This is a genomic window from Rhizobium sp. P1_C7 (genome assembly GCF_056406295.1).
In genome coordinates this window covers 234,213-257,844 of the sequence record NZ_JBFUAL010000007.1, presented here as the reverse complement: position 1 = coordinate 257,844, position 23,632 = coordinate 234,213, and the positions used below count along the sequence as shown (strand labels likewise).

General features: G+C 59.9%; 24 protein-coding genes and 1 pseudogene. 16 read left to right on the top strand and 9 right to left on the bottom strand.

Annotated features, from left to right (window positions below):
- Nucleotides 1-9 precede the first annotated feature (9 nt).
- Together hdaA and AC1D2R_RS13740 are read right to left on the bottom strand one after the other, a co-directional pair.
- Nucleotides 10-723, bottom strand: coding sequence for a DnaA regulatory inactivator HdaA (gene hdaA / locus AC1D2R_RS13745; RefSeq protein ID WP_477967821.1), 714 nt, complete (start codon nucleotides 721-723; stop codon nucleotides 10-12).
- Nucleotides 720-1,841: an AI-2E family transporter gene (locus AC1D2R_RS13740; RefSeq protein ID WP_477967820.1), complete on the bottom strand. Its 1,122-nt coding sequence runs from the start codon at nucleotides 1,839-1,841 to the stop codon at nucleotides 720-722. The genes hdaA and AC1D2R_RS13740 overlap by 4 nt, the downstream gene beginning before the upstream one ends.
- A gap of 253 nt (nucleotides 1,842-2,094) precedes the next feature.
- On the opposite strand from AC1D2R_RS13740, the gene purM reads away from it, so the two are divergent.
- Together purM and purN are read left to right on the top strand one after the other, a co-directional pair.
- A complete protein-coding gene (purM, locus tag AC1D2R_RS13735) occupies nucleotides 2,095-3,168 on the top strand; it encodes a phosphoribosylformylglycinamidine cyclo-ligase (RefSeq protein WP_477967819.1) in 1,074 nt (357 codons plus the stop codon).
- Nucleotides 3,165-3,839, top strand: coding sequence for a phosphoribosylglycinamide formyltransferase (gene purN / locus AC1D2R_RS13730; RefSeq protein ID WP_477967818.1), 675 nt, complete (start codon nucleotides 3,165-3,167; stop codon nucleotides 3,837-3,839). The genes purM and purN overlap by 4 nt, the downstream gene beginning before the upstream one ends.
- Before the next feature lie 2 nt (nucleotides 3,840-3,841).
- Here purN and AC1D2R_RS13725 read toward each other — a convergent pair whose 3' ends face one another.
- The 3 genes from AC1D2R_RS13725 to AC1D2R_RS13715 all read right to left on the bottom strand — a co-directional run bounded on the left by AC1D2R_RS13725 (nucleotide 3,842) and on the right by AC1D2R_RS13715 (nucleotide 7,824).
- Nucleotides 3,842-5,005, bottom strand: a complete 1,164-nt coding sequence (locus AC1D2R_RS13725; protein ID WP_477967817.1) for an alpha-D-ribose 1-methylphosphonate 5-triphosphate diphosphatase — start codon at nucleotides 5,003-5,005, stop codon at nucleotides 3,842-3,844.
- A 93-nt stretch (nucleotides 5,006-5,098) separates the two neighbouring features.
- On the bottom strand, nucleotides 5,099-5,689 hold the full coding sequence (locus AC1D2R_RS13720; RefSeq protein WP_477967816.1) for an NUDIX domain-containing protein: 591 nt from the start codon (nucleotides 5,687-5,689) through the stop codon (nucleotides 5,099-5,101).
- On the bottom strand, nucleotides 5,686-7,824 hold the full coding sequence (locus AC1D2R_RS13715; protein WP_477967815.1) for a molybdopterin-containing oxidoreductase family protein: 2,139 nt from the start codon (nucleotides 7,822-7,824) through the stop codon (nucleotides 5,686-5,688). Before AC1D2R_RS13715 ends, AC1D2R_RS13720 begins: the two co-directional genes overlap by 4 nt.
- Nucleotides 7,825-7,907: 83 nt before the next feature.
- Between AC1D2R_RS13715 and AC1D2R_RS13710 the strand changes: the two genes are divergently transcribed.
- The gene (locus AC1D2R_RS13710) at nucleotides 7,908-8,777 is read left to right on the top strand and encodes a 23S rRNA (adenine(2030)-N(6))-methyltransferase RlmJ (protein WP_477967814.1); all 870 of its coding nucleotides are present in this window, start codon (nucleotides 7,908-7,910) and stop codon (nucleotides 8,775-8,777) included.
- A 60-nt stretch (nucleotides 8,778-8,837) separates the two neighbouring features.
- A complete protein-coding gene (locus AC1D2R_RS13705) occupies nucleotides 8,838-9,434 on the top strand; it encodes a glutathione S-transferase family protein (RefSeq protein WP_477967813.1) in 597 nt (198 codons plus the stop codon).
- On the opposite strand, the pseudogene AC1D2R_RS13700 reads toward AC1D2R_RS13705, so the two are convergent.
- A pseudogene (locus AC1D2R_RS13700) lies at nucleotides 9,425-9,942 on the bottom strand (LysR substrate-binding domain-containing protein); the annotation flags it as partial. The gene AC1D2R_RS13705 and the pseudogene AC1D2R_RS13700 sit on opposite strands and share 10 nt — an antisense overlap.
- A 72-nt stretch (nucleotides 9,943-10,014) precedes the next feature.
- Entirely contained in the window at nucleotides 10,015-10,650 is a 636-nt protein-coding gene (locus AC1D2R_RS13695) for an outer membrane protein (RefSeq protein ID WP_477967812.1), read from the bottom strand.
- A 362-nt stretch (nucleotides 10,651-11,012) separates the two neighbouring features.
- Between AC1D2R_RS13695 and AC1D2R_RS13690 the strand changes: the two genes are divergently transcribed.
- From AC1D2R_RS13690 to AC1D2R_RS13670, 5 genes are all read left to right on the top strand, one after another.
- Nucleotides 11,013-11,780: an SDR family oxidoreductase gene (locus AC1D2R_RS13690; protein ID WP_477967811.1), complete on the top strand. Its 768-nt coding sequence runs from the start codon at nucleotides 11,013-11,015 to the stop codon at nucleotides 11,778-11,780.
- A complete protein-coding gene (uvrC, locus tag AC1D2R_RS13685; protein WP_477967810.1) occupies nucleotides 11,777-13,816 on the top strand; it encodes an excinuclease ABC subunit UvrC in 2,040 nt (679 codons plus the stop codon). Before AC1D2R_RS13690 ends, uvrC begins: the two co-directional genes overlap by 4 nt.
- Before the next feature lie 110 nt (nucleotides 13,817-13,926).
- Nucleotides 13,927-14,517 (top strand): CDP-diacylglycerol--glycerol-3-phosphate 3-phosphatidyltransferase, encoded by a 591-nt coding sequence (gene pgsA, locus AC1D2R_RS13680; protein ID WP_477967809.1) that lies wholly within the window; start codon nucleotides 13,927-13,929, stop codon nucleotides 14,515-14,517.
- Nucleotides 14,514-14,768, top strand: coding sequence for a molybdopterin converting factor subunit 1 (gene moaD / locus AC1D2R_RS13675; protein ID WP_477967808.1), 255 nt, complete (start codon nucleotides 14,514-14,516; stop codon nucleotides 14,766-14,768). The genes pgsA and moaD overlap by 4 nt, the downstream gene beginning before the upstream one ends.
- A 1-nt stretch (nucleotide 14,769) precedes the next feature.
- Nucleotides 14,770-15,237: a molybdenum cofactor biosynthesis protein MoaE gene (locus tag AC1D2R_RS13670; protein ID WP_477967807.1), complete on the top strand. Its 468-nt coding sequence runs from the start codon at nucleotides 14,770-14,772 to the stop codon at nucleotides 15,235-15,237.
- Here AC1D2R_RS13670 and AC1D2R_RS13665 read toward each other — a convergent pair whose 3' ends face one another.
- Nucleotides 15,238-16,134, bottom strand: a complete 897-nt coding sequence (locus AC1D2R_RS13665) for a branched-chain amino acid ABC transporter permease (protein WP_477967806.1) — start codon at nucleotides 16,132-16,134, stop codon at nucleotides 15,238-15,240.
- A 63-nt stretch (nucleotides 16,135-16,197) separates the two neighbouring features.
- Between AC1D2R_RS13665 and AC1D2R_RS13660 the strand changes: the two genes are divergently transcribed.
- Nucleotides 16,198-16,746: a CGNR zinc finger domain-containing protein gene (locus tag AC1D2R_RS13660; RefSeq protein WP_477967805.1), complete on the top strand. Its 549-nt coding sequence runs from the start codon at nucleotides 16,198-16,200 to the stop codon at nucleotides 16,744-16,746.
- Complete coding sequence (locus AC1D2R_RS13655; RefSeq protein WP_477967804.1) at nucleotides 16,743-17,252, top strand: hypothetical protein; 510 nt, start codon at nucleotides 16,743-16,745, stop codon at nucleotides 17,250-17,252. Before AC1D2R_RS13660 ends, AC1D2R_RS13655 begins: the two co-directional genes overlap by 4 nt.
- A gap of 72 nt (nucleotides 17,253-17,324) precedes the next feature.
- Here the strand turns inward: AC1D2R_RS13655 and ndk are convergent, their stop codons facing one another.
- Nucleotides 17,325-17,747 carry a nucleoside-diphosphate kinase gene (ndk, locus tag AC1D2R_RS13650; protein WP_477967803.1) on the bottom strand — a complete coding sequence of 141 codons (423 nt, stop codon included), beginning with the start codon at nucleotides 17,745-17,747 and terminating at the stop codon, nucleotides 17,325-17,327.
- A gap of 247 nt (nucleotides 17,748-17,994) precedes the next feature.
- Between ndk and AC1D2R_RS13645 the strand changes: the two genes are divergently transcribed.
- From AC1D2R_RS13645 to AC1D2R_RS13625, 5 genes are all read left to right on the top strand, one after another.
- Nucleotides 17,995-18,519 carry a DinB family protein gene (locus AC1D2R_RS13645; protein WP_477967802.1) on the top strand — a complete coding sequence of 175 codons (525 nt, stop codon included), beginning with the start codon at nucleotides 17,995-17,997 and terminating at the stop codon, nucleotides 18,517-18,519.
- Nucleotides 18,520-18,645: 126 nt separating this feature from the next.
- The gene (locus AC1D2R_RS13640) at nucleotides 18,646-19,701 is read left to right on the top strand and encodes a GGDEF domain-containing protein (protein WP_477967801.1); all 1,056 of its coding nucleotides are present in this window, start codon (nucleotides 18,646-18,648) and stop codon (nucleotides 19,699-19,701) included.
- Between the two features lie 48 nt (nucleotides 19,702-19,749).
- On the top strand, nucleotides 19,750-21,633 hold the full coding sequence (locus AC1D2R_RS13635; RefSeq protein ID WP_477967800.1) for an ABC-F family ATP-binding cassette domain-containing protein: 1,884 nt from the start codon (nucleotides 19,750-19,752) through the stop codon (nucleotides 21,631-21,633).
- A gap of 130 nt (nucleotides 21,634-21,763) precedes the next feature.
- Complete coding sequence (locus tag AC1D2R_RS13630) at nucleotides 21,764-22,591, top strand: polysaccharide deacetylase family protein (protein ID WP_477967799.1); 828 nt, start codon at nucleotides 21,764-21,766, stop codon at nucleotides 22,589-22,591.
- A 95-nt stretch (nucleotides 22,592-22,686) separates the two neighbouring features.
- Nucleotides 22,687-23,613 carry a Gfo/Idh/MocA family protein gene (locus tag AC1D2R_RS13625; RefSeq protein WP_477967798.1) on the top strand — a complete coding sequence of 309 codons (927 nt, stop codon included), beginning with the start codon at nucleotides 22,687-22,689 and terminating at the stop codon, nucleotides 23,611-23,613.
- The last annotated feature ends 19 nt before the right edge of the window (nucleotides 23,614-23,632 follow it).

The following is a 23,632-nucleotide window of genomic DNA, read 5'->3' as shown; positions in this document are numbered from 1 at the left end:
CTGTGACAGTCAATCGACCGGGCCCGAATTACCCAATTCATTCAATACTTCGGCGGCGAGCGACCGGGTAATCTTGGTGCCCCTCGAGAGGGCGAGCCGGTCAAGCCTTTCGACGATCGTCTGGGCCGCATTCAGCGACCGCTCCATCCGGTTGACGATATAAAGGACAAGTTTGTCATCTATATTAAGCTGCCGGTCTGCAAACAGCTTGACGATGACCTGAGACAGCAGTTCCTCATCCGGCTCGCCGATTTCGACGACGGTCGCCGCCCTCAAGCGGGAACGCAGATCCGCCAGTTGTACTGGCCACGACATCGGCCACAGGCGACTGGTCATCAACAGGCTGTTGCCGTTTTCGCGCACGCTGTTGATCACATGGAAAAGCTCGGTGTCGTCGAAACCGACGCGATCGACGTCTTCAAAAAGCACTGGACCCGCAGCAGCGGCGACGCTCGCGTTGGCGCCTGCCTTCGGCCAGATATCGGCGGCGCGGCTATGCTCCTGCCAAATGTTGGCAAGGTGCGATTTTCCCGATCCGACGGGGCCCGCAAGGATCACGACAGGGGATGGCCACTGTGGCCAGGCATCGACGATCGAGACCGCAGCAGCGAGCCGCTCGGAGACTAGCAGGTCGTCGCGCCCGGTTGCGGCGTCATGCGAAAAGGCCAAGGGAATCTGCTCGACGACCCTGCGCCTTGAACCAGCATTTTTCACATCAGTCATTTAAGGTCAGCTTTTGTCTTCCGGGCGCGGCCCGTCGTCGACCCGCCCGCATAAAGATCGCTTTCAAGGTAGCGCGAAAGAGCAAACCGAACAAGCACGCCGACGGCGGCGGCCGCAGGAACCGCGACCAGGAGGCCAACGAAACCAAACAGCGCGCCGAAGGCAAAGAGCGCGAACATCAGCCATACCGGATGCAGGCCGACGCTATGGCCCACCAGCTTCGGCTGCAGGATGTTGCCTTCCATGAACTGCCCGCTGAAAAATACGGCAAGAACGGCACCGACCCAGAGGTAGTCCGGCCAGAACTGGACAATGGCCACACCTACCGCAAGGATCAGGCCGACCATGGAACCGACATAGGGGATGAAGCTGATCATGCCTGCGAAAAGGCCGATCAGCAGACCGAAGTTAAGACCGACGACGGAGAGGCCCACAGCATACCAGATGCCAAGAATGAGGCACAACGAGCCCTGCCCACGAATGAAGCCGGCGATTGCCTGATCGATCTCGCGCATGATCTGGTGGACATTCGCGACGTAGTCGCGCGGAATGTACTGATCGACCTTGGCGACCATGCGGTCCCAATCGAGAAGCATGTAGAATGCCACCACCGGCGTCACGATCATCAGGGAGATCACGTTGACGACGGCGAGGCCCGAACTCCAGACTTGGCCGAAGAGACCGGTCAAAAGACCGAAGCCCTGTGACAGGATTTCGGAGAAGTTGTTCTTGATCGTTCCGAGCTGGCTCTTGATCCAATCCGGCAGCATCGAATTCTGTTGTTCGATGATGAATTTCTGCAGCCGATCGATGTAAGTCGGGAGGCGGCCGGCAAAATCGGCGAACTGGCTTGCAAGAACCGGAATGAGGATTATCAGGGCTAGGACGATAACGATCACGAAGGCGATCAGAATGACGATCGTAGCCATAAGGCGGCTGAGGCCGAACCGCTCGAGCCTATCGGCAACAGGATCCAGAAAGTAAGCCAGCGCCATGCCTGCCAGGAACGGCAGCAAGATTGAACTGAAAACCAGAAGGAATGCGATGAAAACCGCGAGCACGACCAACCAGAAGATGACCTGGCGCTTCAGCCCCGCGCCGCTAACCTGCTGTGGCATTACAATCCCCGCTGATCGACCGACGCACCAAGCCGCCGCATCACACCGATGCAGCCTTTGAGCCACATAGGATGCAGGTGCGAGTATGGTCAACCACCCCGACGCTCAAAATCCCGAACAGGTCAGTCAAAAGAGCGGGAAATTGGGGCTTTCTCCGCGCAATCCCTTGCATAAACGCCCCTGTCATGCAATTGCGACCCGCATGTGACGCGGGGACATTTTACCCGCCCGAAGACAGCCATCGGAGAGCAGTATGAGCCAGTCTGGAAGAAACGGCCTGACCTATAGCGACGCAGGCGTCGACATCGACGCCGGCAACCTGCTGGTGGAGAAGATCAAGCCCGCCGTGCGCTCGACGCGCCGCCCTGGCGCGGACGGCGAAATCGGCGGCTTCGGCGGTCTTTTCGACCTGAAAGCAGCAGGCTTCAGCGATCCAGTCCTCGTTGCCGCCAATGACGGCGTTGGAACCAAGCTGAAGATCGCCATCGACGCGGACTATCATGAAACCGTCGGCATCGACCTCGTCGCGATGTGTGTCAACGATCTGGTGGTCCAGGGTGCCGAACCGCTGTTCTTCCTCGACTACTTCGCCACCGGCAAGCTTGATCCTGACCAGGGCGCGGCCATCGTCGGCGGTATCGCCGCGGGCTGCCGCGAGGCCGGCTGTGCGCTGATCGGCGGCGAGACGGCGGAAATGCCCGGCATGTACTCCTCCGGCGACTATGATCTCGCGGGCTTTGCTGTCGGCGCAGCCGAGCGAGGCCAGTTGCTGCCATCCGACGACATTGCCGAAGGCGACGTTATCCTCGGCCTTGCCTCCTCGGGCGTTCATTCCAACGGGTTCTCGCTGGTCCGCAAGATCGTCGGCATTTCGGGCCTTGCCTGGGACGCCCCGGCTCCATTCGCCGCCGGCAAGAACCTCGGCGAAGCGCTGCTCACGCCGACGCGCATCTATGTGAAGCCGCTGCTCAAGGCGATCCGCGAAACCAATGCCATCAAGGCACTGGCGCATATCACAGGCGGTGGCTTCCCGGAGAACATTCCGCGCGTCCTTCCAAAGCACCTCACGGCGGAAATCGATCTGGCTGCGGTCAACGTTCCGCCTGTTTTCTCCTGGCTTGCCAAGACGGGCGGTGTCGAAGCGACGGAGATGTTGCGCACTTTTAACTGCGGCATCGGCATGATCGCCGTCGTCTCGGCTGAAAATGTCGCAACCGTCACCGCTGCGCTCGAAGCAGAGGGCGAGAGGGTCGTGCAGCTCGGCCGGATGATTGCCCGCATCGAAGGCACTGGCGGAACGCTCTACAAGGGTATGCTCGCCATATGACGTCACCGCGCAAACGCGCCGTCGTCTTCATCTCCGGCGGCGGCTCCAACATGATGGCGCTCGTCGCCGCGGCCAAGGCGGCTGATTTTCCGGCAGAGATTGTCGGCGTCATCTCTGACAAGGCCGATGCCGGCGGGCTTGCCAAGGCTGCTGCGGAAGGCATTCCGACCTTCGCCTTCATGCGCAAGGAGTACGCCAGCAAGGAAGCCCACGAGGCCGCAATCTTTGCTGCACTCGATGAACTGTCTCCCGACATCCTGTGCCTCGCCGGATACATGCGCCTCCTGAGCGGCACCTTCATCCAGCGATACGAGGGGCGGATGATCAACGTTCACCCCTCGCTGCTTCCGATGTTTCCCGGTCTGCACACGCATCAGCGCGCGATCGACGCGGGCATGCGGATTTCCGGCTGCACCGTGCATTTCGTGACCGAAGGCATGGACGAAGGGCCGGTCATTGGTCAGGCGGCCGTTCCGATCCTGTCCGGAGACACCGCCGAGACGCTGGCAGCGCGCGTCCTCACAGTCGAGCACCAGCTTTATCCCGAGGCGCTGCGGCTCTTCGCCGCGGGCAAGGTGAAGATGGAAGGCGGCAAGGCCGTCACAACCGGCACGACTCCAACGCCGGCAACAGGCGGGCAGGTTATCTCCCTCATCGGTAACCGGGCCTGAGCTCAGGCCGCAAGTGCCCGTGGCTGGTGCAGCGTGCCATCGCTGTAGACGAAGCGTCCGCCGCGGAAGGTAGCGCGGATCCGGTGCACTTCGCCCGCTTCGACGACAACCAGATCGGCGCGCTGGCCGACGGCGATCTCGCCGCGATCCAAGAGGCCCGCAGAGCGCGCGGCATTCCTGGTCGCCATCGCAACGGCCGTCGGCAGATTGGTCTGATCGGCAATCTTGAAGATGCCGGGCACGAAGGCAGCCGGATGATAGTCGGCGGCAATAACGGTCAACAGACCGGCGCTTGCAGCATCCAGTGCGCTCAAATTGCCCGACATGGACTGCCCGCGAAGAGCATTCGGGGCACCCATCAGCGTCCATAGGTCACGACGTCGTGCTTCCTCGGCTGCTGCAAGCGTCACCGGAAACTCGCTGATCGTGACGCCGAGATCGTGCATCTCGGCGACCTTCTCCGCGCTATCATCGTCGTGGGAGGCAAGCGACAACCCATGGCGCAATGACAGATCGACGATATGCTTCAACTTGATATCTATGTCCGGATTGTTGCGCATGGCGATACGCTTCGCCACCATTTCAGCCGCCATCTCCTGGGAGACGGCGCGGCGCTCAGCAATGCTCAGGATGTAGCTCTGGATGTTGTTGTACTGACCCTGCCCCGGCGTGTGGTCGGTCAACGAGACCATGTCAACATGACCGGCGTTGAGCAGCTTTTCGAGCGCCGGCGCGGCGCCAAGATTGGTGATCTCGTAGCGTGCGTGAACGCGGTGGTCGATCAGCAGATCATCCCTGAGGCTGGTGATGCCTTCAATGATGGCGGCAGTGGTCTCGAGGGAGCGAACATGGCCGTAGACACTCTCGGTGGCAAAGGAGACCGCTGCAAACGCAGTTGTGACGCCATGAGCGGCAAGCTTCTTGTCCAGTTCGTGAATCCCGAAGTTGATCGGCATCATCGCATTCGGACGCGGCGCGATTTCCCGCTCTATCATATCGCCATGCAGATCGACGAAGCCAGGCATCAGCAGGCGCCCACCGCCATCGATGACGCCCCCCGCGACGGCTTCCGGCCGGATCTCGGCAATGACGCCATCCTCGATGCGGACCGAGCCGTTGCTCACGACCTCATCTGGAAGAACGATCGTAAAATTGCTGAGCCACATCGGCGTTCTCCTAACGGACGGTGAATTATGACAAGCCGGAGCGCATAGCGCTGATTCATGACATCGGTGTGAAGACTATCAGACAAGCTACCGCTACAGGTCTAGCCGGTTCAGAACGGCCCATTGCAAAAGAACGATCGTCTTGAGATCGACGATCTCGCCGCTCTCGACCATCGCCATCGCCTTCTCGAGCGGGATCTCCAGCACCTCGATATCCTCGTGCTCTTCGGCAAGACCGCCGCCGTTCGAGACACGATCCGTCGTATCGATCGTGGCCGCGAAGAAGTGGATGACTTCCATGCTGGACCCTGGCGAGCTGTAGGCCTTGAAAAGGAACCGGACGTCGCGGACGCGAAATCCGGTCTCCTCCACCGCTTCGCGACGGATGGCGGCTTCCGGCTCGTCGCCGTCGAGCAGCCCGGCGGGCGTTTCGAGCATCCAGGCGGGTTCGCCGTGAAGCTGGAGCGGCAGGCGGAACTGCTTGACAAGGACCACGGTGCCGCGTTTGGGATCATAGAGGAGGATCGTCGCTGCGGGGGTACGGTGGTAGACCTCGCGGCTGACGCGATGGGTTTCACCTTCTGAATTCGTGTAGTCGACCAGATAGTTGCTGAGCCGTGTCCAGCCTTTCGAGAGCGTCTCTTCGCTTGCGACTTCGGCTTTTGCTTTCTCGAATTTCGTCATGCGACATCCCTGCGCAGCCAGACCTTGTTGTCGTGAACGGCCGCTCCTCCATAGGGGGCCACGGGATCGGCACCAGTCAGTACGTTAATCCCTTCACCGTCCACATGCGCCTTGTTGGGCCACAAGCCTTCGGCAATAAGCACGCCCGGCTTTACCTCGGTGGTGATCCGGGCGTGGAGGCGCACCTCGCCCCTGATATTGCCGACCAGAACGATATCGCCATGCGAAATCCCTTGCGCCGCGGAATCCTCAGGATTGATCATCAGCTCAGGACGCCCCTCCTTCTGGCGAGATGTCTTGGTCTCGGAAAAGCTGGAATTCAGGAAGTTGCGGGCGGGCGATGTCGCCAGACGGAAGGGATGCTCGGCGTCTGCCACCTCGATGACATCGACCTGATCGGGAAACGCCGGCAGCTCCACATGCGGGCCAAGCAGCCCTACAGCTTCGGGCGGCCGGTTTGGCGCTGGCTGGTTGATCCAGTCCGGGCGGAAACGAAACTTGCCGTCAGGGTGCGCAAAGCCGTTCAGGAAATGCGCATCCTCGAACTCCGGCTGGCGATCGAACCACTTGTGTTCCAGGAAATGGTCGTAGTCCGGCAGGTCGCTGGCGGCGAGAACCCGGTCGATCAGCTCACGGGCCGTGAAGCCGAAGCCCGGACGATCGGCGACGCCGAGGCGTTTTGCGAGTTCCTCGATAACAAAGAGGTTGGTGCGCACGGTCGATGGCGGCTCGACAAGCTTGGGACCAAGCAAGATGTGGTTCTGGCCGCCGGCGCGATAGATGTCGTCGTGCTCAACGAACATGGTGGCCGGGATGACGATATCGGCCATATCAGCGGTCTCGGTCATGAACTGCTCATGCACGGCAACAAATAGGTCGTCGCGGGCAAAGCCCCGCTTCACCAGTCGCTGCTCTGGCGCGATGTTCACGGGATTGGTGTTCTGAATCAGCATGGCCGTAACGGGGCCGCGGTTGCGGAGCGCCACGGCATCTCCGGTCAGAGCGCGACCGATCTGCGACTGGTCGATCATCCGGATGTCTGCATCCTTCATCGGCTTGCCGGTCAGCTCCGCGTTGTTCATGCGGAATATGTCGCTGTTCGAGTGGAACGCGCCCCCGCCCTCATATTGCCAGGAACCGAGCACGGTGGCGATCGAGGCGGCGGCATGCATGGCCACTGCGCCATTGCGCTGGCGCGTGAAGCCGTAGCCGAGACGGAAATATGTCTTCTTGGTCGTGCCGACGAGCTTGCCGAAGGCCTCTATCTCTTCGACGGAAAGGCCCGTGATTGCGGCAGCCCATTCCGGTGTCCTGGATTTCAGATGCGCTTCCAACCCAGCCGGATCGTCGGCATATTTTGCCATGTAGGCGCGATCGGCATAGCCATCGCGGAAGGCGATGTGCATGACGGCGCAGGCGAGCGCCGCATCCGTGCCGGGCTTGACGATCAGCGCCATGTCGGCCTGTTTCATCGTCGGATTGTCGTAAATGTCGATCACGACGATCTTGGCCTGACGCTCCTTGCGGGACTTGATGGCGTGGGTCATGACGTTGACCTGGGTCGCGACCGCATTGGTGCCCCAGATGACGACGCAATCGGTGCGCGCCATCTCGCGCGGATCTGGTCCCCGCAATGTACCCGTCGCCATGGTGAAACCGGTCCAGGCGGGATTGGTGCAGATCGATGAGAAGAAGCCGGAGTAGCGCTTGGCATGGCGCAGGCGTTCGATGCTGTCGCGCTGCACCCACCCCATGGTGCCGGCATAGTAGTAGGGCCAGATCGCCTCGTTGCCGTCCTTGGTCTCCGCCTTGACGAAGGCCTCGGCGATCTCGTCCAGCGCATTGTCCCAGGATATCTGCTGCCACTCGCCTGCCCCCTTGGCGCCTTTTCGGCGTTGCGGGTGCATGAGCCGGTCCGGGTGGTAAAGCCGCTCGGCGTAGCGTGCCACCTTGGCACAGATGACTCCAGCGGTATAGGAGTGGTCGTTCGCGCCGCGCACACGGCCAATGCGACCGTCCTCGGTCAGCTCGACCTCCAGCGCGCATGTGGAGGGACAGTCGTGCGGACAGGCGGTATGGCCGACCTTGGTTTCAGACTTCGGAGATTTGGCTTGGATGGGGGTCGCAATGTTCATGGGAATTCTATATTCCAACCGGGAACCGGCCAAAAGCCACAAATGACGCCGATCAGGCGAATTCATCACGGGCATCAGCAAAAATGAACTACCGCCACATCTACCACGCGGGCAACTTTGCCGATGTGCTGAAGCATGCCGTCCTGGCCCGCCTCGTTCGCTACATGCAGAATAAGGATGCTGGCTTTCGCGTGCTAGACACGCATGCCGGCCTCGGTCTCTACGACCTTTCCTCCGAAGAGGCGCAAAAAACAGGCGAATGGCGCGACGGCATCGGCAAAATCCTGGATGCCGAGCTTGCGCCGCAAGTTGCCGAGCTGCTGGAGCCCTACCTCACTGCTGTCCGGGAACTCAACCCGAATGGCGGCATCCGTTTTTATCCCGGTTCGCCCAAGCTTTCTCGCATGCTGTTTCGTCCGCAGGATCGGCTTTCGGCCATGGAACTGCACCCCGAAGACTATGTGCGTCTGCACCGCCTGTTCGAAGGCGACCACCATGCCCGCATCACCGAACTCGATGGCTGGCTTTCACTCGGCGCGCATCTGCCGCCGAAGGAAAAGCGCGGCATCGTCCTGGTCGATCCGCCGTTTGAAGAGGAAGGCGAATACGACCGCCTGGTCGACGGGCTTGCGAAGGCTTATCGCCGCTTCCCCGGCGGAATCTATTGCCTCTGGTATCCGCTGAAGCGCGGCGCGCCGCTCAAGGAATTCCACGAGGCGCTGCAGGCTCTCGACATTCCGAAGACTCTTTGCGTCGAACTCAGCGTGCGCAGCGATCGTGGCATCACCGGTCTCACGGGTTCGGGTCTGATCGTCGTCAATCCGCCCTATACCCTGAAGGACGAGTTGCACGCGCTGCTGCCGGCGCTAAAGGACCATATGGCGCAGGACCGCTACGCTTCGCATCGCGCATTCTGGCTGCGCGGGGAAAGCAAAGCTGCGAAAGACGATTGACCCGCTCTCGCGGTAGCGAAATAGTCCAGGCAAACAGACGGCCTTTCAGAGAGAAAAACGATGAAGATTCTTTGCGCACCGACCTCGCCCTACTCCAGCAAGGTACGGATGGCTGCGCGCTATCTTGATCTCGAAGCCACCGAAATTCGCGTCGACACCAACGCCGGACCGGCGGTGCTCGTCGACAACAATCCGCTTGGAAAAATCCCGACGCTGCTGACGGACGACGGCCTCTCGATCTTCGACAGCATCGCGATCATGCACTATTTCGGCCGGCTGAAAGGCAAGCAGCTCTATCCTGTAAAGAACGGCAAGCGCACCGACGCCGAAATCCTCGAAGCACTGTGCGACGGCATTTGCGATTGTCTGCTGGCGATCGTCTACGAACGCCGGTTTCGCGACGACGAGAAAGTGCACCAGCCGTGGATCGATCGGCAATGGAAGAAAGCCGTCAGCGGGCTCAACCACCTGAGCGTCCACCTGCCGAAGATCGGCAAGAAGCTGCATGGGGGCCACTTTGCGCTTGCCGCGACCCTCGGCTACCTCGACCTGCGTTTCAAGGGACAGTGGGAGGCAGATCACTCCGAGCTGATCGGCTGGCTTCGCGACTTCGAGAAGAAATTCTCCGCCTACGGCGAGCTGAAGCCTCAGAGCTGAGGCTTTTCCCGGTCGGCCTTGACAAAATCGATGACGCGCAGCGCCGCCGGCAGTTGCCGGTGGCTCGGATAATAAAGAAAGTGGCCGGGATAGAAGGGCCTGCGCGGACCGCACGTGGTTGTCAAAAGAGATAGCCCCGCCCGTCCCCCTGAAGCACGGCATCTGATATGATGTGTCCTGGTCACCCAGCGTAAGCGGCCCCTGGACCTCGATCTCGACCTCGACCTCGATTTCGTCGCACGTGAACTCCCATCGATAGATTGCGCCGCCGGCGAAGCGGTGAACGCGGGCCGATCGGGACCACGATCATGTCGGAGGCACTTTCGCCGAAGCGTATGCCGGCATCGAAGCCCGATGACATCATGTCGACGAGTGTATTGTTGATGACCACTTCGACCTCCACGGAGGGATCGACCCCCAGGAATCGCAAGACGATCGGCAAGAGCACGAACCGTGTGGCTGCGCGGGCTGCGTTGATGCGAAGTTTTCCAATTGGTTGGCCTCGAAACAGATGACCGCTGCGCAAAAAACAAAAAAAGCCGGACACTGCGTCCGGCTTTTTTGTCATTCGATGTTCGGCCTAGAACTTCATGCCGATACCGACCTTGACGCTGTGTTCGTCGTAGCCGCGCGAAACGTTCGTGCCGCCGATGTCGAAGTCGTTGTGCTGGTAGTCGGTGTAGCGATATTCCACACGAGCCGTGATGTTGTTCGTGATGAACGTTTCCGCACCTGCGCCAACCGTGTAGCCGAGCGCCGTATCAGTGTCGGAGCCGACAGCATTGCTGAACTTGTTCTTGGTCGCAGCCAGACCAGCCGTACCATAGAGCAGGAAGGGGTTGAGGTCGTAGCCGATGCGGCCACGGAGCGAGCCATTGACTTCGTTCTTGGCGATGCCACCGTCTGCCGGAGCGTCAGCGCCGGAATAACCGATATCGCCTTCAACACCGTATACGATCTGGCCCTGCTGCCAGTTGTAGCCGCTGTAGATCTGGCCGCCGAAAGCACGAGCGTTGTACGTGTCGGTGAAGCTGCCCAGGTTATAGGTGCCGGCGCCGCCGAGGTAGAAGCCCTGCCAGTTGCCGGCCGGGTTTACCGGCTCATTCTGTGCAATCGGCGCCTCAGGAATCTGGTCAACGGCGTCTGCTGCATAAGCAGCGGATACACCACCAAGGGCAACGCTCGAAACCAACAGGCCAGCAATAAAAGTACGCATACTCGTCTCCTTTCAAACCCGCGCCCTTCGCCAACTGTCTTATAGCGAAGCATTCGCGAGCAATTACTTACGTCCCTTTCGGATCGAGAGGGAAACTGATGCCCAAATGAGGATTTGGAAGAGCCAAATTGTGATTTGATTGTGGCGCCTGGGTGGCTGAAATTCGATGTTGCTTTGCCGCAACAAACTATTTGTTAACCTTATCGAATGATTAAAACGTTAATACTTATTTTATGAGAATAATACCTTAAATAATACGGACAACATCACGCCCTGCTCTCGGACTCCCACCCCTATTTATAAGGTCTGCGCACGCGTCTATATAAGCAGCGCACAGACTCGCGTGATGAAGAGGCATGATTTTGAGGGACAAAAGACTTCGCACGGCACTCGTGACCGGCGCGGCCAAAAGAATAGGCCGGGCGATAATCGAAGATCTAGCAGCGAGCGGCTTTGCCGTCGTCATCCATGCGAACCGTTCGATCGAGGCGGCCGAGAATTTCGCGGCAGAATTGCGGCAAAAGGGCTTGAGGGCGATTTCGCTGCAGGCCGACCTGAAAGATATTTCCGCGACGAGCGGGCTGATAAAGAGGGCCTCGGAAGAGCTGGGGCCCATCGATTTGCTCGTCAACAACGCATCGGCCTTCCACAATGATTCGGCAGATCGCTTCGATGTAGCTGCGTGGGAGGAGCATTTCGCGTTGCATGTACGGGCGCCCTCGATATTGGCTGCGGCATTTGCCGAGCAATTGCCGCAAGTCAGTACGGGCCTGATCGTCAATGTGATCGACCAGCGTGTCTGGGCGCTCAATCCCACTTTCTATTCCTACACGCTTTCGAAAGCGGCACTCTGGACGGCAACGCAGACCATGGCGCAGAGCTTTGCGCCGCGGATCCGCGTGAACGCCCTTGGTCCCGGCCCGACTGTGCGCAGTGCGAGGCAGACGGAAGAGGACTTCCAGGCGCAGGTCGACGGGCTTATCATGAAGGTGGGGCCGGGATTCGGCGAGTTCGGACGAACGATCCGCTTCCTCTATGACACGCCCTCGATCACCGGCCAAATGATTGCCCTCGACGGCGGCCAGCATCTTGCCTGGCAGACGCCCGATGTGGCGGAGATTACGGAATGACTTCAAGGAAGCTGCCGGACGGCGGTGTTCTTTACGACGAAACCGACGAGAACGAAGACGACATCGAAGTGGAGAGCGATGCCTCTGCTGCGCCGATGTCGGCTGTGGTCGACTGGAACGAGGGTGGGCTCAACGAAACGGGCCTGATCGGCGCCGAGCTGATCGCCGAATTCGTCAAGCGGCTGCCGAACAGCCCCGGCGTTTACCGCATGTTCAACGAAGCCGGCGACGTGCTCTACGTCGGGAAGGCCCGCAGCTTGAAGAAGCGCGTCGGCAACTATGCGATGGGCCGCGTCCACTCCAACCGCATTGCCCAGATGGTGCGCCAGACGGCAAACATGGAGTTCGTGACGACGCGCACCGAGATCGAAGCGCTGTTGCTGGAAGCGAATCTGATCAAACGCTTGCGGCCGCGCTTTAACGTTCTGCTGCGCGACGACAAGTCGTTTCCCTATATCCTCATCTCCGGCGGCCACCGTGCGCCGGCCATCCTGAAACACCGCGGCGCCCGTGCCAGAAAGGGCGACTATTTCGGGCCGTTTGCCTCTGCCGGCGCTGTCGGTCGGACGATCAATTCGCTGCAGCGCGCCTTTCTTATCCGGACCTGTACGGACAGCGTCTTCGAGACGCGCACCCGTCCCTGTCTGCTCTTCCAGATCAAGCGCTGTTCGGCGCCGTGCACGCACGAGATCAGCGACGCTGGCTACGGCGAACTCGTGCAGGAAGCCAGGGATTTCCTCTCCGGCAAGAGCCAGAAGGTGAAGGCGCATATGGCCGAGGCGATGAACGCCGCAGCCGAGGACCTCGATTTCGAACGGGCTGCCGTCTATCGCGACCGCCTCGCCTCGCTGTCGCACGTGTCGAGCCATCAGGGCATCAACCCTGCCAGCGTCGATGAGGCCGATGTCTTCGCGATACATCACGACGGCGGCGTTTCCTGTATCCAGGTCTTCTTTTTCCGGACGGGGCAGAACTGGGGCAATCGCGCCTATTTCCCGAAAGCCGATCCGCAGCTGTCGGGCGGCGAGGTGCTGAGCGCCTTCCTGGCCCAGTTTTACGACGACAAACCGGTGCCGAAGCAGATCCTGCTGTCGGAGACAGTCGACGAGATGGAGCTTCTTGCTGCGGCCCTCGCTGAAAAGGCAGGACGCAAGATTTCCATCCTCGTGCCGCAGCGAGGCGAAAAGCGCGATCTCGTCGAGCATGTCATCGGCAATGCGCGCGAAGCGCATGGGCGCAAGCTCGCCGAAACCGCATCGCAATCGCGGCTGCTGGAAGGCTTCAAGGAGACCTTCAAGCTCTCGTACGTGCCGCAGCGCGTCGAGATTTACGACAACTCGCATATCATGGGCACTAACGCCGTCGGCGGCATGGTGGTCGCCGGGCCTGAGGGGTTCGTGAAGAACCAGTATCGCAAGTTCAACATCAAATCGACGGACATCACGCCGGGCGACGACTTCGGCATGATGCGCGAAGTGATGACACGGCGGTTCTCGCGGCTGATCAAGGAGGAAGGCATCCCGGATCGGAGCCAGCCGGTATCGGCAGCGGATGCTGTGGACATGCCCTTTCCTGCTTGGCCCGACGTCATCCTTATCGATGGCGGCCAAGGGCAGATGACAGCAGTTCGGGCGATTCTTGAGGAGCTCGGCATTGCCGACAGCGTGACAGCCATCGGCGTCGCCAAGGGCGTCGACCGAGACGCCGGCCGCGAGCGATTCTTCCAGAAAGGCCGCGAGAGTTTCGCGCTTCCGCCGCGCGATCCGGTTCTGTATTTCATTCAGCGCATGCGCGATGAAGCACACCGTTTCGCCATTGGATCGCACCGGGCGCGGCGCAAGAAAGAGATGGTCAAGAATCCTCTCGACGAAATCGGCGGCATCGGCCCGTCGCGCAAGCGCGCCCTGCTCCAGCATTTCGGGACAGCCAAGGCCGTGTCGCGTGCTGCCCTTTCGGACCTGATGGCCGTCGAGGGCATTTCGGAAACTGTCGCCAAGCAGGTTTATAATCATTTTCACGACGACGCCGCGAAATAGGTGGAGTCGGTCGCAAATTCCACGCAAAGGCAGCAAAAAAACAGAAAGAATGTTGACGCCTTGCGGTCAAAGCCGTCATCTACGGACGCACCAATTCAGAGAAAAGCTTCATGGCATCGCGCGCATACAATATTCCCAATCTGCTGACATACGGCCGCATCCTGGCTGTGCCACTGATCGTCCTGTGCTTCTTCCTCGAAGGGAAGCTGGCGATCAGCAACACCGCCCGGTGGGTGGCGCTGTGGATATTCGTCATCGCGTCGCTGACGGACTTCCTCGACGGTTACCTTGCGCGCATCTGGAACCAGACATCGAATATCGGCCGGATGCTCGACCCCATCGCCGATAAATTGCTTGTGGCCTCTATTCTGCTGCTCGTTGCCGCGGATCAGACGATCGCCGGTTGGTCGATCTGGGCAGCAATTACCATTCTCTGCCGTGAAATTCTGGTGTCCGGTCTTCGCGAATACCTGGCAGCCCTGAAGGTCAGCGTGCCGGTGACCCGGATCGCCAAATGGAAAACGACGGTGCAGCTCGTTGCGATTGCATTCCTGCTTGCCGGCCCGGCGGGCGACGCGGTCTTCCCGTATACAACCAGCACAGGCATCGGCCTTCTCTGGATTGCGGCCATTTTGACCATCTATACCGGCTACGACTATTTCCGCGCCGGCATCAAGCACATCGTGGACGACGAGGAATGACAAAACTCGTCTATTTCGCATGGGTGCGCGAACGGATCGGCAAGGGCGAGGAAGAGATCACCCTTCCCCGCTCGGTCGTCACTGTGTCTGATCTTCTGAGTCATTTGAAGACGCTAGGCGAAGAGTATGAGACAGCGCTTCAATTCCCAGATGTGATCCGGGTGGCGCTCGACCAGGAACATGTCGAACACGATGAACCCATAGGCAACCCGCGGGAGATCGGCATTTTCCCGCCAATGACAGGGGGATGAGGTGACCAAAAGGGTCGAGGCTTTCATCCGCGTCCAGCGCGAAGACTTCGATCTACGTGCCGAAGTCGACCGGCTCAGCAAAACGTCCCGAGGCATCGGCGCCGTCGTGACCTTTTCCGGCCTCTGCCGAGACGAAGGCGGGACGCTTGCAGCGCTGGAACTTGAACACTATCCCGGCATGGCCGAAGCGGAGATGGCGCGGATCGCCAAGCTTGCGATCGAGCGTTTCGGCCTCTTGGGGCTGACAGCGATCCATCGCTACGGAAAGATCGCTGCGGGCGAGACTATCGTCCTCGTCATTGCGGCCGCGCCCCATCGCCAGGCAGCCTTCGACGGCGCCAATTTGGTCATGGACTTCCTGAAAACATCCGCGCCGTTCTGGAAGAAGGAACACAGCACGGACGGTTCCTCCGGCGCGTGGATTACGGCCAAAGACGCTGATGACGCAGCTCGCGACAAATGGAAGTGATTAGGGAATGGCGCGTTCGCGCCGGCTGAGCACCAGCAGAAGCACCAGTAGCGAAAACACCACCAGGTCGCGCCACAAGATCGGACCATAGGCCGTCCACATAGTCTCGACCACGCCGAGACCTGCAGCGCCGCCCGCTGATTTCAGCGGGTCCGAGTGGCCGCCCACGGCCGCCACCATCAGAACCTTGAGGCCGAACATCAGGCCGGCACCAAAATCCATCGTGCCGTAATAGACGGTGGACAGTAGACCGCATAGCGTCGCCACTAGTATGGCGGCGGCATAGGCGACCAGAAAAACCCGGTCGGCGCTGGTGCCACATAGCTCCGCCGCCAGTGGATCGTCGGTAACGGCGCGCCAGACACGCCCCCAGGAGGTTCGTTTGAGGACGACCGCGCCAATCGTGATAAAGACGCACATCAACGCCGTATTGATGAGCTGGATCTGCGTCAGCACAACCTCGAAAGTCCCATCGCGCCAGAACACGACGCCGTGGTTGAGAAAGGGCGAAAGCCATAGGCTTCTTGTGCTCGATGCCAGCCGCGCGGTCTCCATCAGGACGATGGTGATGCCGACAGCAGCAACGATAACAGTGTTGGAAGACTGGCGAACGAGCGGCAACATGATCGAGCGTCCGATCCATATCCCCGCCCCCATCGAATAGACCAGCGACAGCACCGCGCCGAACACCAAGGCAGCCGGAAGTATCAGCCAAAGCCTGTTGTATCCGAAATCGGTGAAGAGCAGCAGGATCTGGCCCGCAAACGCAAAGATCGCACCATAGGTTATGTCGGCCCTCTTCGTGACGCCGAAGGCGAGCGCATAGCCAAAGGCGAGCGCAGCATAGAGCGCGGCCAGCGGTATCGCATTCGCCAGTTGCTGCAGCAAGTACGCCATCAAGACCCCCCGACCCTGAAAATAATAACTGGCAAAATTAGTTTTACCAGTTATATTTTCTCAATGATCTTTTCGTGGACCCCACATCGCTTCTCAGGCGGCGCACTGGCGCTGGATGTCGCCAACAGCGTCATTCTCAGGCATGACGGTACCCGCCGTGTCGATCGCTTTGCGATAGATCAGCAGCTGGAAGCGTTTCCCGAGGCGGCATCCGCGTTCTGCGCCGAGCGCGCGATCTTCGGTGGGCTTGCGCCCGCGGCCACGGAAAACAAGACGCAATTCATTGCGTTGCGCGAAGCAACTGACCGCTATTTCCGCCGCCGCGTATTGACAGGGAGCGATGACCTGCTGCTCGCAGAACTCCTCGAGGCAACAGCGCTGACATTGCGTGCGGCATCAGGGCCTTACGATCTGGACAGGGCAACCGCGCATTCCGTGCTGAAGTTGATCGCAACCCCCGAGCCGGAACGCACGAAGATATGCCGAAACTGCGGGTGGCTGTTCATCGATCGCAGCAAGAACAGGAGCCGTGCCTGGTGCGACATGGCCGTCTGCGGCAATCGCGCCAAGGCGAACCGCCACTATCTCCGGAAGAAGGAGGAGGCGCCATGAGGATCAAGGTCATTGCTGCGCTGGCAATGAGCGCCGGGCTCATCGCCGGATGTCAGAGAGAGATGGAGACGATGGTCGAAGTCAGCGGTCACATCTTCGTCTTCAATTACCGTGTCGCGACGGCAACGTATCTCGTGACGCTGCGAAAGACGGGAATTATTCCCGATGGCTCCATGGCGGTCGCCGAATTCGAGGATCCGGCCGGTGGCGATCCAATCGTGCTCAATGAAAAGGTCTATCCTGCATGGGACCAGATTACGCTGCAGAGTCCGCCCGTCCATTGCATCCGCAAGGCCAGGCCTTATGCCGTCAATATCCGGCTGGTAGACGCAGACGGCGAGACGTTGCAGGTATTGAAGACGCATCTTGTCTCGGATGTCGATCAAGCCGCGATGTTGCCAAGCAAGCCGCTGGTCATCGGGCCGTTTTACAACAAGAACCCGGAGGTCTTCAAAGCGGACGGAACCGTGGATTACTCCAACACCGACAAGTGCCCGGCGGGCTGAATCAAAAAACCGGAGCAATGCCCCGGCTTTGAGAGTCGTCAATGTGTTCAGCAGCTTTGCTGGACTCTTCAATCAGCCGACGATTTCGGTGTCGGAGAACCAGTACTTGATTTCCTGCGCAGCCGTTTCCGGAGCGTCGGAACCATGAACCGAGTTCTCGCCGATCGAAAGGGCATGAACCTTGCGGATCGTGCCTTCGTCAGCGTTTGCCGGGTTGGTCGCGCCCATGATTTCGCGGTTCTTCAGGATTGCGCCTTCGCCTTCAAGAACCTGGACGATCGTCGGGCCCGAGGTCATGCCTTCGACGAGTTCGCCGAAGAACGGGCGTTCCTTGTGTACGGCGTAGAAGCCTTCTGCTTCGCGCGTGCTCATCCAGACGCGCTTGGAGGCGACGACGCGCAGGCCGGCATCTTCGAGCATCTTGGTGATGGCGCCCGTCAGGTTACGCTTTGTTGCATCGGGCTTGATCATCGAAAAGGTGCGTTCAATCGCCATTGTGAAAATCCTCTGCTTACGGGGAAAAGTGGGCGGTCTTTACCCGTCCGATAGCCTGAAAACAAGGGGGCATCGGTAATTTCACGCCGCCGTCACACGACCCATCGGATCCGTGCACTCTTCAGGCAGGGGCGTATCGCTTGGCCGGATCGCGCGTCGCCTATCATAAACATTCATGGCTTCATCAACGCCAACGCTGCGGAAAGCGCTTAATGTCACCGGCAAACATGACAATTGGGGGGTGGAGATGCTGCAGCAATATGGAATGTTTGCAGACTATAATCGCTGGGCGAACGCGCTCGTCTATAACGCCGTATCCGAGCTGACCGATGCCGAGTTTCGGGATGACAAAGGCGCCTTCTTCGGTTCGCTCCACCGCACGCTGAACCACCTGATTGCCGCCGATCGGATATGGATGAAGCGTTTCACCGGCACCGGCGAGGCTCCCGCGGCCCTCGACACTGTCCTGTTCGACAATCTTGCCTCGCTGTCGTTGGCCAGACGGGTCGAGGATCGACGCATCGTCGAATGGGTGGGAGAACTCGACGCTCGTTCGCTTACCGCGGATTTCACCTACACGCCAATGACCCAGTCGATCTCCATCACCCAGCCGCTGTGGACGGGCCTGTCGCACTTCTTCAACCACCAGACGCATCATCGCGGGCAGTGCCACATGATCCTGACAGCGCTCGGCAAACCGAGCCTGGGATTGGATCTGGCCTATTTCCTGCGCGGAGACGGCGAAAAGTGGCTTAAATCAACATCGTATTAACCGCGTTCTCCGATCGGAACGACTCCTTGCCTTCGGACCGTGGCGAAATTCAAGCTATATTAAACGCTCGGGTGCATAGCGGATGAGACGCCCGGCCGGACAGAGCCAGCAAGCGAGGGAGCCGTCATGCGAAGTGCAGCATCGAGTACACGGGTGCAACGCGGAGCCCTGCGCCCGGCGGCCGTGTCGGCAACCGACATCCAGCGGATCAGCCAGCATATGGCACGACTTGGCATTGCCGGCATGCCGCGCAACTACGAGCTGCTTCATGATGCAATCATTGGCCAGAACGCCGCTCTTGCACAAGACATCGCAGCGCTTGGACCGGCGCCGAAACAACCTGCTCTCGACGAGATCGGCTTGAGATACCGCCTCGTGAGTCATTGTGGCCTCGTCGGCGAGTCTTCTCAAGCTGAGATGGGGAGAATGCTGCAGGACATGGCGGCGCACCTCTCGGAAAGCCTTCGCCAGAAACAGAATTTTGTGCGCTCGGCGGAAACAGTATTGCAATCGATCACCGGCAACCCACAGCAAAGCCTCGCATCCTTCATGAGCGAAATGGACTACCTGTCGACGTCACTGACCGACGTATTGGCCGGTGAGACGAACCTTACCGCGAAGCTGCGCGGCGACATCGAGAAGCTGGAGGCGCTTGAACGCGGGGTTGCCGCCGCACAATCCGCATCCTTGACCGACAGGCTTACCGGGCTTCCGAATCGCGTCGCTCTCAACAAAACGATGCTCGGTCTCTACGAGCGCGAGGACGGCGCCTCTGGCAGCGCGCTCATCATGGTCGACATCGACGATTTCAAAGCACTCAACGGCCGCTACGGCACCCAAGCAGGCAGCAGGCTGCTCAAGAAGCTCGCCGACCTCTTTCGAAAATCGATCAAGAAGAACGATTTCGTTTCGCGCACGGATGGGGACGAATTCACCTTCCTGTTCGCCAATGTCGGCATGCAGGAGGCAATGGCGATCGCGGAGCGACTGCGTATCTCCGTCGAAGAGAATATTGTCTTTGCGGCCACCGAAACCGTGGTCGCTTCACGGCTGACGATCTCGCTGGGGGTAGCGCTGAGCGCGGACGCGGTGACGGCATCGCAATTGGTGGCGAACGCCCGTATTGCGCTGCATGCAGCCCAGTCGAACCGCCGCCAACCCGTCCAGGCCTTCGGACGCTGAACGACAGGCCCCTTGCGCTGATCGCAGGTTTCCGCCAAAACGCAGCCTATGATCACGATTACCGATATTTCCGCACGCATTGCCGGCCGGCTGCTTCTCGACCATGCCAGTGTTTCGCTTCCATCCGGCACCAAGGCCGGCCTGGTGGGTCGCAATGGCGCCGGCAAGTCCACGCTGTTTCGGGTCATTGCCGGCGATCTGGGTTCGGAAACCGGCGTCGTGTCGATCCCGAAGAACACGCGGATCGGTCAGGTCGCTCAGGAGGCCCCCGGAACGGAAGACGCGTTGATCGAAATCGTACTTGCTGCCGACAAAGAGCGCGCCGCCCTGGTTGCGGAAGCGGAAACTGCAACCGATCCGCACCGCATCGCCGATATCCAGATGCGGCTCGTCGACATCGACGCACACTCCGCCGAAGCCCGCGCGGCGGCCATCCTTGCTGGTCTCGGCTTCGACCAAGAGGCGCAGTCGCGTCCGGCCTCGGCCTTTTCCGGCGGATGGCGGATGCGCGTGGCACTTGCCGCAGTCCTGTTCTCCGAACCCGACCTGCTGCTCCTGGACGAGCCGACGAACTATCTCGACCTTGAAGGCACGCTGTGGCTCGAAGACTATATTCGTCGCTACCCGCATACCGTCATCATCATCAGCCACGACCGCGATCTCCTCAACAACGCGGTGAACTCGATCGTTCACCTGGACCAGAAGAAACTAACCTTCTATCGCGGCGGCTACGACCAGTTCGAACGTCAGAAGGCCGAGGCAGACGAGTTGCAGACCAAGGCCAAGGCGAAGAACGATGCGGCGCGCAAGCATCTGCAAGGCTTCATCGACCGCTTCAAGGCCAAGGCCTCCAAGGCGCGCCAGGCACAGAGCCGCGTCAAGGCGCTAGAGCGCATGGGCACGGTCGCAGCAGTGATCGAGGACCATGTGCAGCCGATCACCTTCCCCGAACCGGAGAAGCAACCTGCCTCGCCGATCGTTGCCATCAGCGGCGGCGCTGTCGGCTATGAGCCCGGAAATCCGATCCTGCGCAATCTCAACCTGCGCATCGACAATGACGACCGCATTGCGCTGCTGGGCTCGAACGGCAACGGCAAATCGACATTCGCGAAGTTCATCTCCGGCCGCCTCAAATCTGAAGTCGGCGAGGTCAAGCTCGCACCGAGCCTGAAAATCGGTTTCTTCGCACAGCATCAGCTCGACGATCTCATCCCGGCCCAATCGGCCGTCGAGCATGTGCGCCGGCTGATGCCCGAGGCACCGGAAGCGAAGGTGCGCGCCCGCGTCGCGCAAATGGGTCTGGCGACCGAGAAGATGGCGACGGCTGCCAAGGATCTTTCCGGTGGCGAGAAGGCACGCCTGCTGATGGGGCTTGCGGCCTTCCATGCACCGAATCTGCTGATCCTCGACGAGCCGACGAACCACCTAGACATCGACAGCCGTCGTGCGCTGATCGAGGCGCTTAACGACTATGAAGGCGCCGTCATCCTGATTTCACACGACCGGCATCTGATCGAAGCAACGGTCGACCGGCTCTGGCTGGTCAACAACGGCACGGTGACGGCCTTTGACGGCGACATGGACGAGTATCGTGACATCGTCGTCGCATCCGGTAAAAAAAAAGAAGAAAAGCCGCAGCTGAATGAAGACGCCGCCTCGAAAGCCGATCAGCGGAAGCTGAACGCCGAGAAGCGCGCATCGCTTGCTCCGCTCAAGAAAAAGATCAACGAAATCGAATCCTTGACCGGCAAGCTGGAGAAAGTGATTCAAGCACTTGATGCAGAGCTTGCAGATCCTGTGCTCTACGAGAAGGCACCGGCCAAGGCAGCTGACAAGGCAAAGCAGCGTGGTGAGGCAGCAACAAAGCTTGCTGCCGCCGAGGAGCAGTGGCTGGAACTCTCGTCCCAATACGAAGAGGCAATGGCAGGATAGCCACACGCCTGTTTCGAACGTGCCGAAATTTCGCTTTCGTCAACGCGATCTGCAGCCATCGAAACTGATCGTTAACCATAATCCTAAAGGTTGGCTCAACATTCGTTACTGATTTGTTGAGCCAACTTTCATGCATCGCTTCGCTATTAGCTCCGGTCTCATTCTATGTGCCGCTCTTGCCGGTTGCCAAACCGCAAAACACCCCGCTCCCGATAGGACCATAAAAACCTCTTCAATCGTCTCCCCCGAAGGCAAGCAGGCGCCGGCCGATGTTGCCGATCTGCCGACCTCACCCGACAGCGGCAAGCACCGCCTGGTCGGGCGCACGCTGACGATTTCTTCGCTGCACGAGCTGCGCCTGCAGGACAAGGAGGTCATCCTGAGCTTCGACGATGGCCCGATCCCCGGGCGCACGGACCGCGTGATTGCGACGCTCGACGAGTTCGGCGTCAAGGGCGCCTTCATGATGGTCGGCGAAATGGCCGAGCTACATCCGGCGCTCGCCCGCAAGGTCGCCATGGACGGAAATGCGATCGGAAGCCATACCTACAAGCATGACAATCTGGCATCGCTGACGTTCGACCTGGCAATGGCAGAGGTAACGCGCGGCGAAGCGGCAGTGACGAAGGCGACGGGCATGGAGGTCAACTTCTTCCGGTTTCCCTATCTGGCTGATAGCCGCAAGCTGAGGGCCGCCGTCGCAATGCGCGACATGGTCGTGATGGACGTGGACATCGATTCCAAGGACTATTTCAGCGTCACATCCGCCAACGTCACCAGGCGAACGATGGACCTGCTGCACCAACGCGGCCGCGGTATCATCCTAATGCACGACATCCACAATCGGACAGCTACCATGCTGCCCACGCTTCTTACCAAGCTCGAAGCCGAGGGCTACAAGGTGGTGACGCTGAAATTCAGGAAGCCTGAGGCACAGGCTGAAATGGCATCGTTGTAATCGACAGGCCGGCGCTTGCCCGTCGGCTTCTTTCTGATAAAACAATGAAAAATAAATCATACTTTTGAGCGAAACACCGAACGCGAGCCACGAGCATGTCACCCATCAATCTCGCCATCGTCGGCGTGGGCAAAATTGTCCGCGACCAGCACCTTCCCTCCGTCGCCAAGAACCCGAATTTCAAGCTGATCGCAACGGCAAGCCGTCATGGCACCGTCGAAGGGATCCAGGGCTTTACCACCATCGACGCGATGCTGAACGCGGTGCCCGCGATAGATGCCGTCTCTCTCTGCATGCCACCGCAGTATCGCTACGAGGCTGCTCACAAAGCGCTCTCGGCAGGCAAGCACGTCTTCCTCGAAAAGCCTCCCGGCGCGACGTTGAGCGAGGTCGCCGACCTTGAACACCTCGCCGCGAGCAAAGGCGTTTCGCTTTTTGCGAGCTGGCATTCGCGCTATGCCGCCGCCGTCGAAGCCGCCAAGTCATTCCTCGCCTCCACGACCATTCAAAGCGTTCATGTGATCTGGAAAGAAGACGTCCGTCACTGGCATCCGAATCAGGACTGGATCTGGCAGGCCGGCGGCCTCGGCATTTTCGATCCGGGCATCAACGCACTCTCCATCGTCACGCATATCCTGCCCAAGGCGATCTTCCTGACCAGCGCGACGTTGGAATTCCCCGAGAACCGCGACGCTCCGATCGCTGCCGACCTGCATTTCAGCAATGCCGACAATGTGCCTGTCCACGCCGAATTCGACTGGCGCCAGACAGGCAAGCAGAGCTGGGACATAGTGGCCGAAACGGCTGCCGGGCAGATGGTTCTTGCCGAAGGTGGTTCGAAGCTTTCGATCAACGGCGAACTGGCATTCTCGGCACCCGAGGCGGAATACCCGGCCCTCTACAGCCGCTTCGCCGAGATCGTCAAAGCAGGCAAATCCGATGTCGATCTTGCCCCGCTGCGCCACGTTGCCGATGCCTTCATGCTCGGCAGGCGCAAGTTCGTCGATGCGTTTTACGATTGATATCGCAATGCCGAACCTC

Bases quoted from the DNA above. Each gene is read 5' to 3' on its own strand.
- hdaA (WP_477967821.1), bottom strand. From the start codon at position 723: ATGACTGATGTGAAAAATGCTGGTTCAAGGCGCAGGGTCGTCGAGCAG.
- AC1D2R_RS13740 (WP_477967820.1), bottom strand. From the start codon at position 1,841: ATGCCACAGCAGGTTAGCGGCGCGGGGCTGAAGCGCCAGGTCATCTTC.
- purM (WP_477967819.1), top strand. From the start codon at position 2,095: ATGAGCCAGTCTGGAAGAAACGGCCTGACCTATAGCGACGCAGGCGTC.
- purN (WP_477967818.1), top strand. From the start codon at position 3,165: ATGACGTCACCGCGCAAACGCGCCGTCGTCTTCATCTCCGGCGGCGGC.
- AC1D2R_RS13725 (WP_477967817.1), bottom strand. From the start codon at position 5,005: ATGTGGCTCAGCAATTTTACGATCGTTCTTCCAGATGAGGTCGTGAGC.
- AC1D2R_RS13720 (WP_477967816.1), bottom strand. From the start codon at position 5,689: ATGACGAAATTCGAGAAAGCAAAAGCCGAAGTCGCAAGCGAAGAGACG.
- AC1D2R_RS13715 (WP_477967815.1), bottom strand. From the start codon at position 7,824: ATGAACATTGCGACCCCCATCCAAGCCAAATCTCCGAAGTCTGAAACC.
- AC1D2R_RS13710 (WP_477967814.1), top strand. From the start codon at position 7,908: ATGAACTACCGCCACATCTACCACGCGGGCAACTTTGCCGATGTGCTG.
- AC1D2R_RS13705 (WP_477967813.1), top strand. From the start codon at position 8,838: ATGAAGATTCTTTGCGCACCGACCTCGCCCTACTCCAGCAAGGTACGG.
- AC1D2R_RS13695 (WP_477967812.1), bottom strand. From the start codon at position 10,650: ATGCGTACTTTTATTGCTGGCCTGTTGGTTTCGAGCGTTGCCCTTGGT.
- uvrC (WP_477967810.1), top strand. From the start codon at position 11,777: ATGACTTCAAGGAAGCTGCCGGACGGCGGTGTTCTTTACGACGAAACC.
- pgsA (WP_477967809.1), top strand. From the start codon at position 13,927: ATGGCATCGCGCGCATACAATATTCCCAATCTGCTGACATACGGCCGC.
- moaD (WP_477967808.1), top strand. From the start codon at position 14,514: ATGACAAAACTCGTCTATTTCGCATGGGTGCGCGAACGGATCGGCAAG.
- AC1D2R_RS13665 (WP_477967806.1), bottom strand. From the start codon at position 16,134: ATGGCGTACTTGCTGCAGCAACTGGCGAATGCGATACCGCTGGCCGCG.
- AC1D2R_RS13660 (WP_477967805.1), top strand. From the start codon at position 16,198: ATGATCTTTTCGTGGACCCCACATCGCTTCTCAGGCGGCGCACTGGCG.
- AC1D2R_RS13655 (WP_477967804.1), top strand. From the start codon at position 16,743: ATGAGGATCAAGGTCATTGCTGCGCTGGCAATGAGCGCCGGGCTCATC.
- ndk (WP_477967803.1), bottom strand. From the start codon at position 17,747: ATGGCGATTGAACGCACCTTTTCGATGATCAAGCCCGATGCAACAAAG.
- AC1D2R_RS13645 (WP_477967802.1), top strand. From the start codon at position 17,995: ATGCTGCAGCAATATGGAATGTTTGCAGACTATAATCGCTGGGCGAAC.
- AC1D2R_RS13640 (WP_477967801.1), top strand. From the start codon at position 18,646: ATGCGAAGTGCAGCATCGAGTACACGGGTGCAACGCGGAGCCCTGCGC.
- AC1D2R_RS13635 (WP_477967800.1), top strand. From the start codon at position 19,750: ATGATCACGATTACCGATATTTCCGCACGCATTGCCGGCCGGCTGCTT.
- AC1D2R_RS13630 (WP_477967799.1), top strand. From the start codon at position 21,764: ATGCATCGCTTCGCTATTAGCTCCGGTCTCATTCTATGTGCCGCTCTT.
- AC1D2R_RS13625 (WP_477967798.1), top strand. From the start codon at position 22,687: ATGTCACCCATCAATCTCGCCATCGTCGGCGTGGGCAAAATTGTCCGC.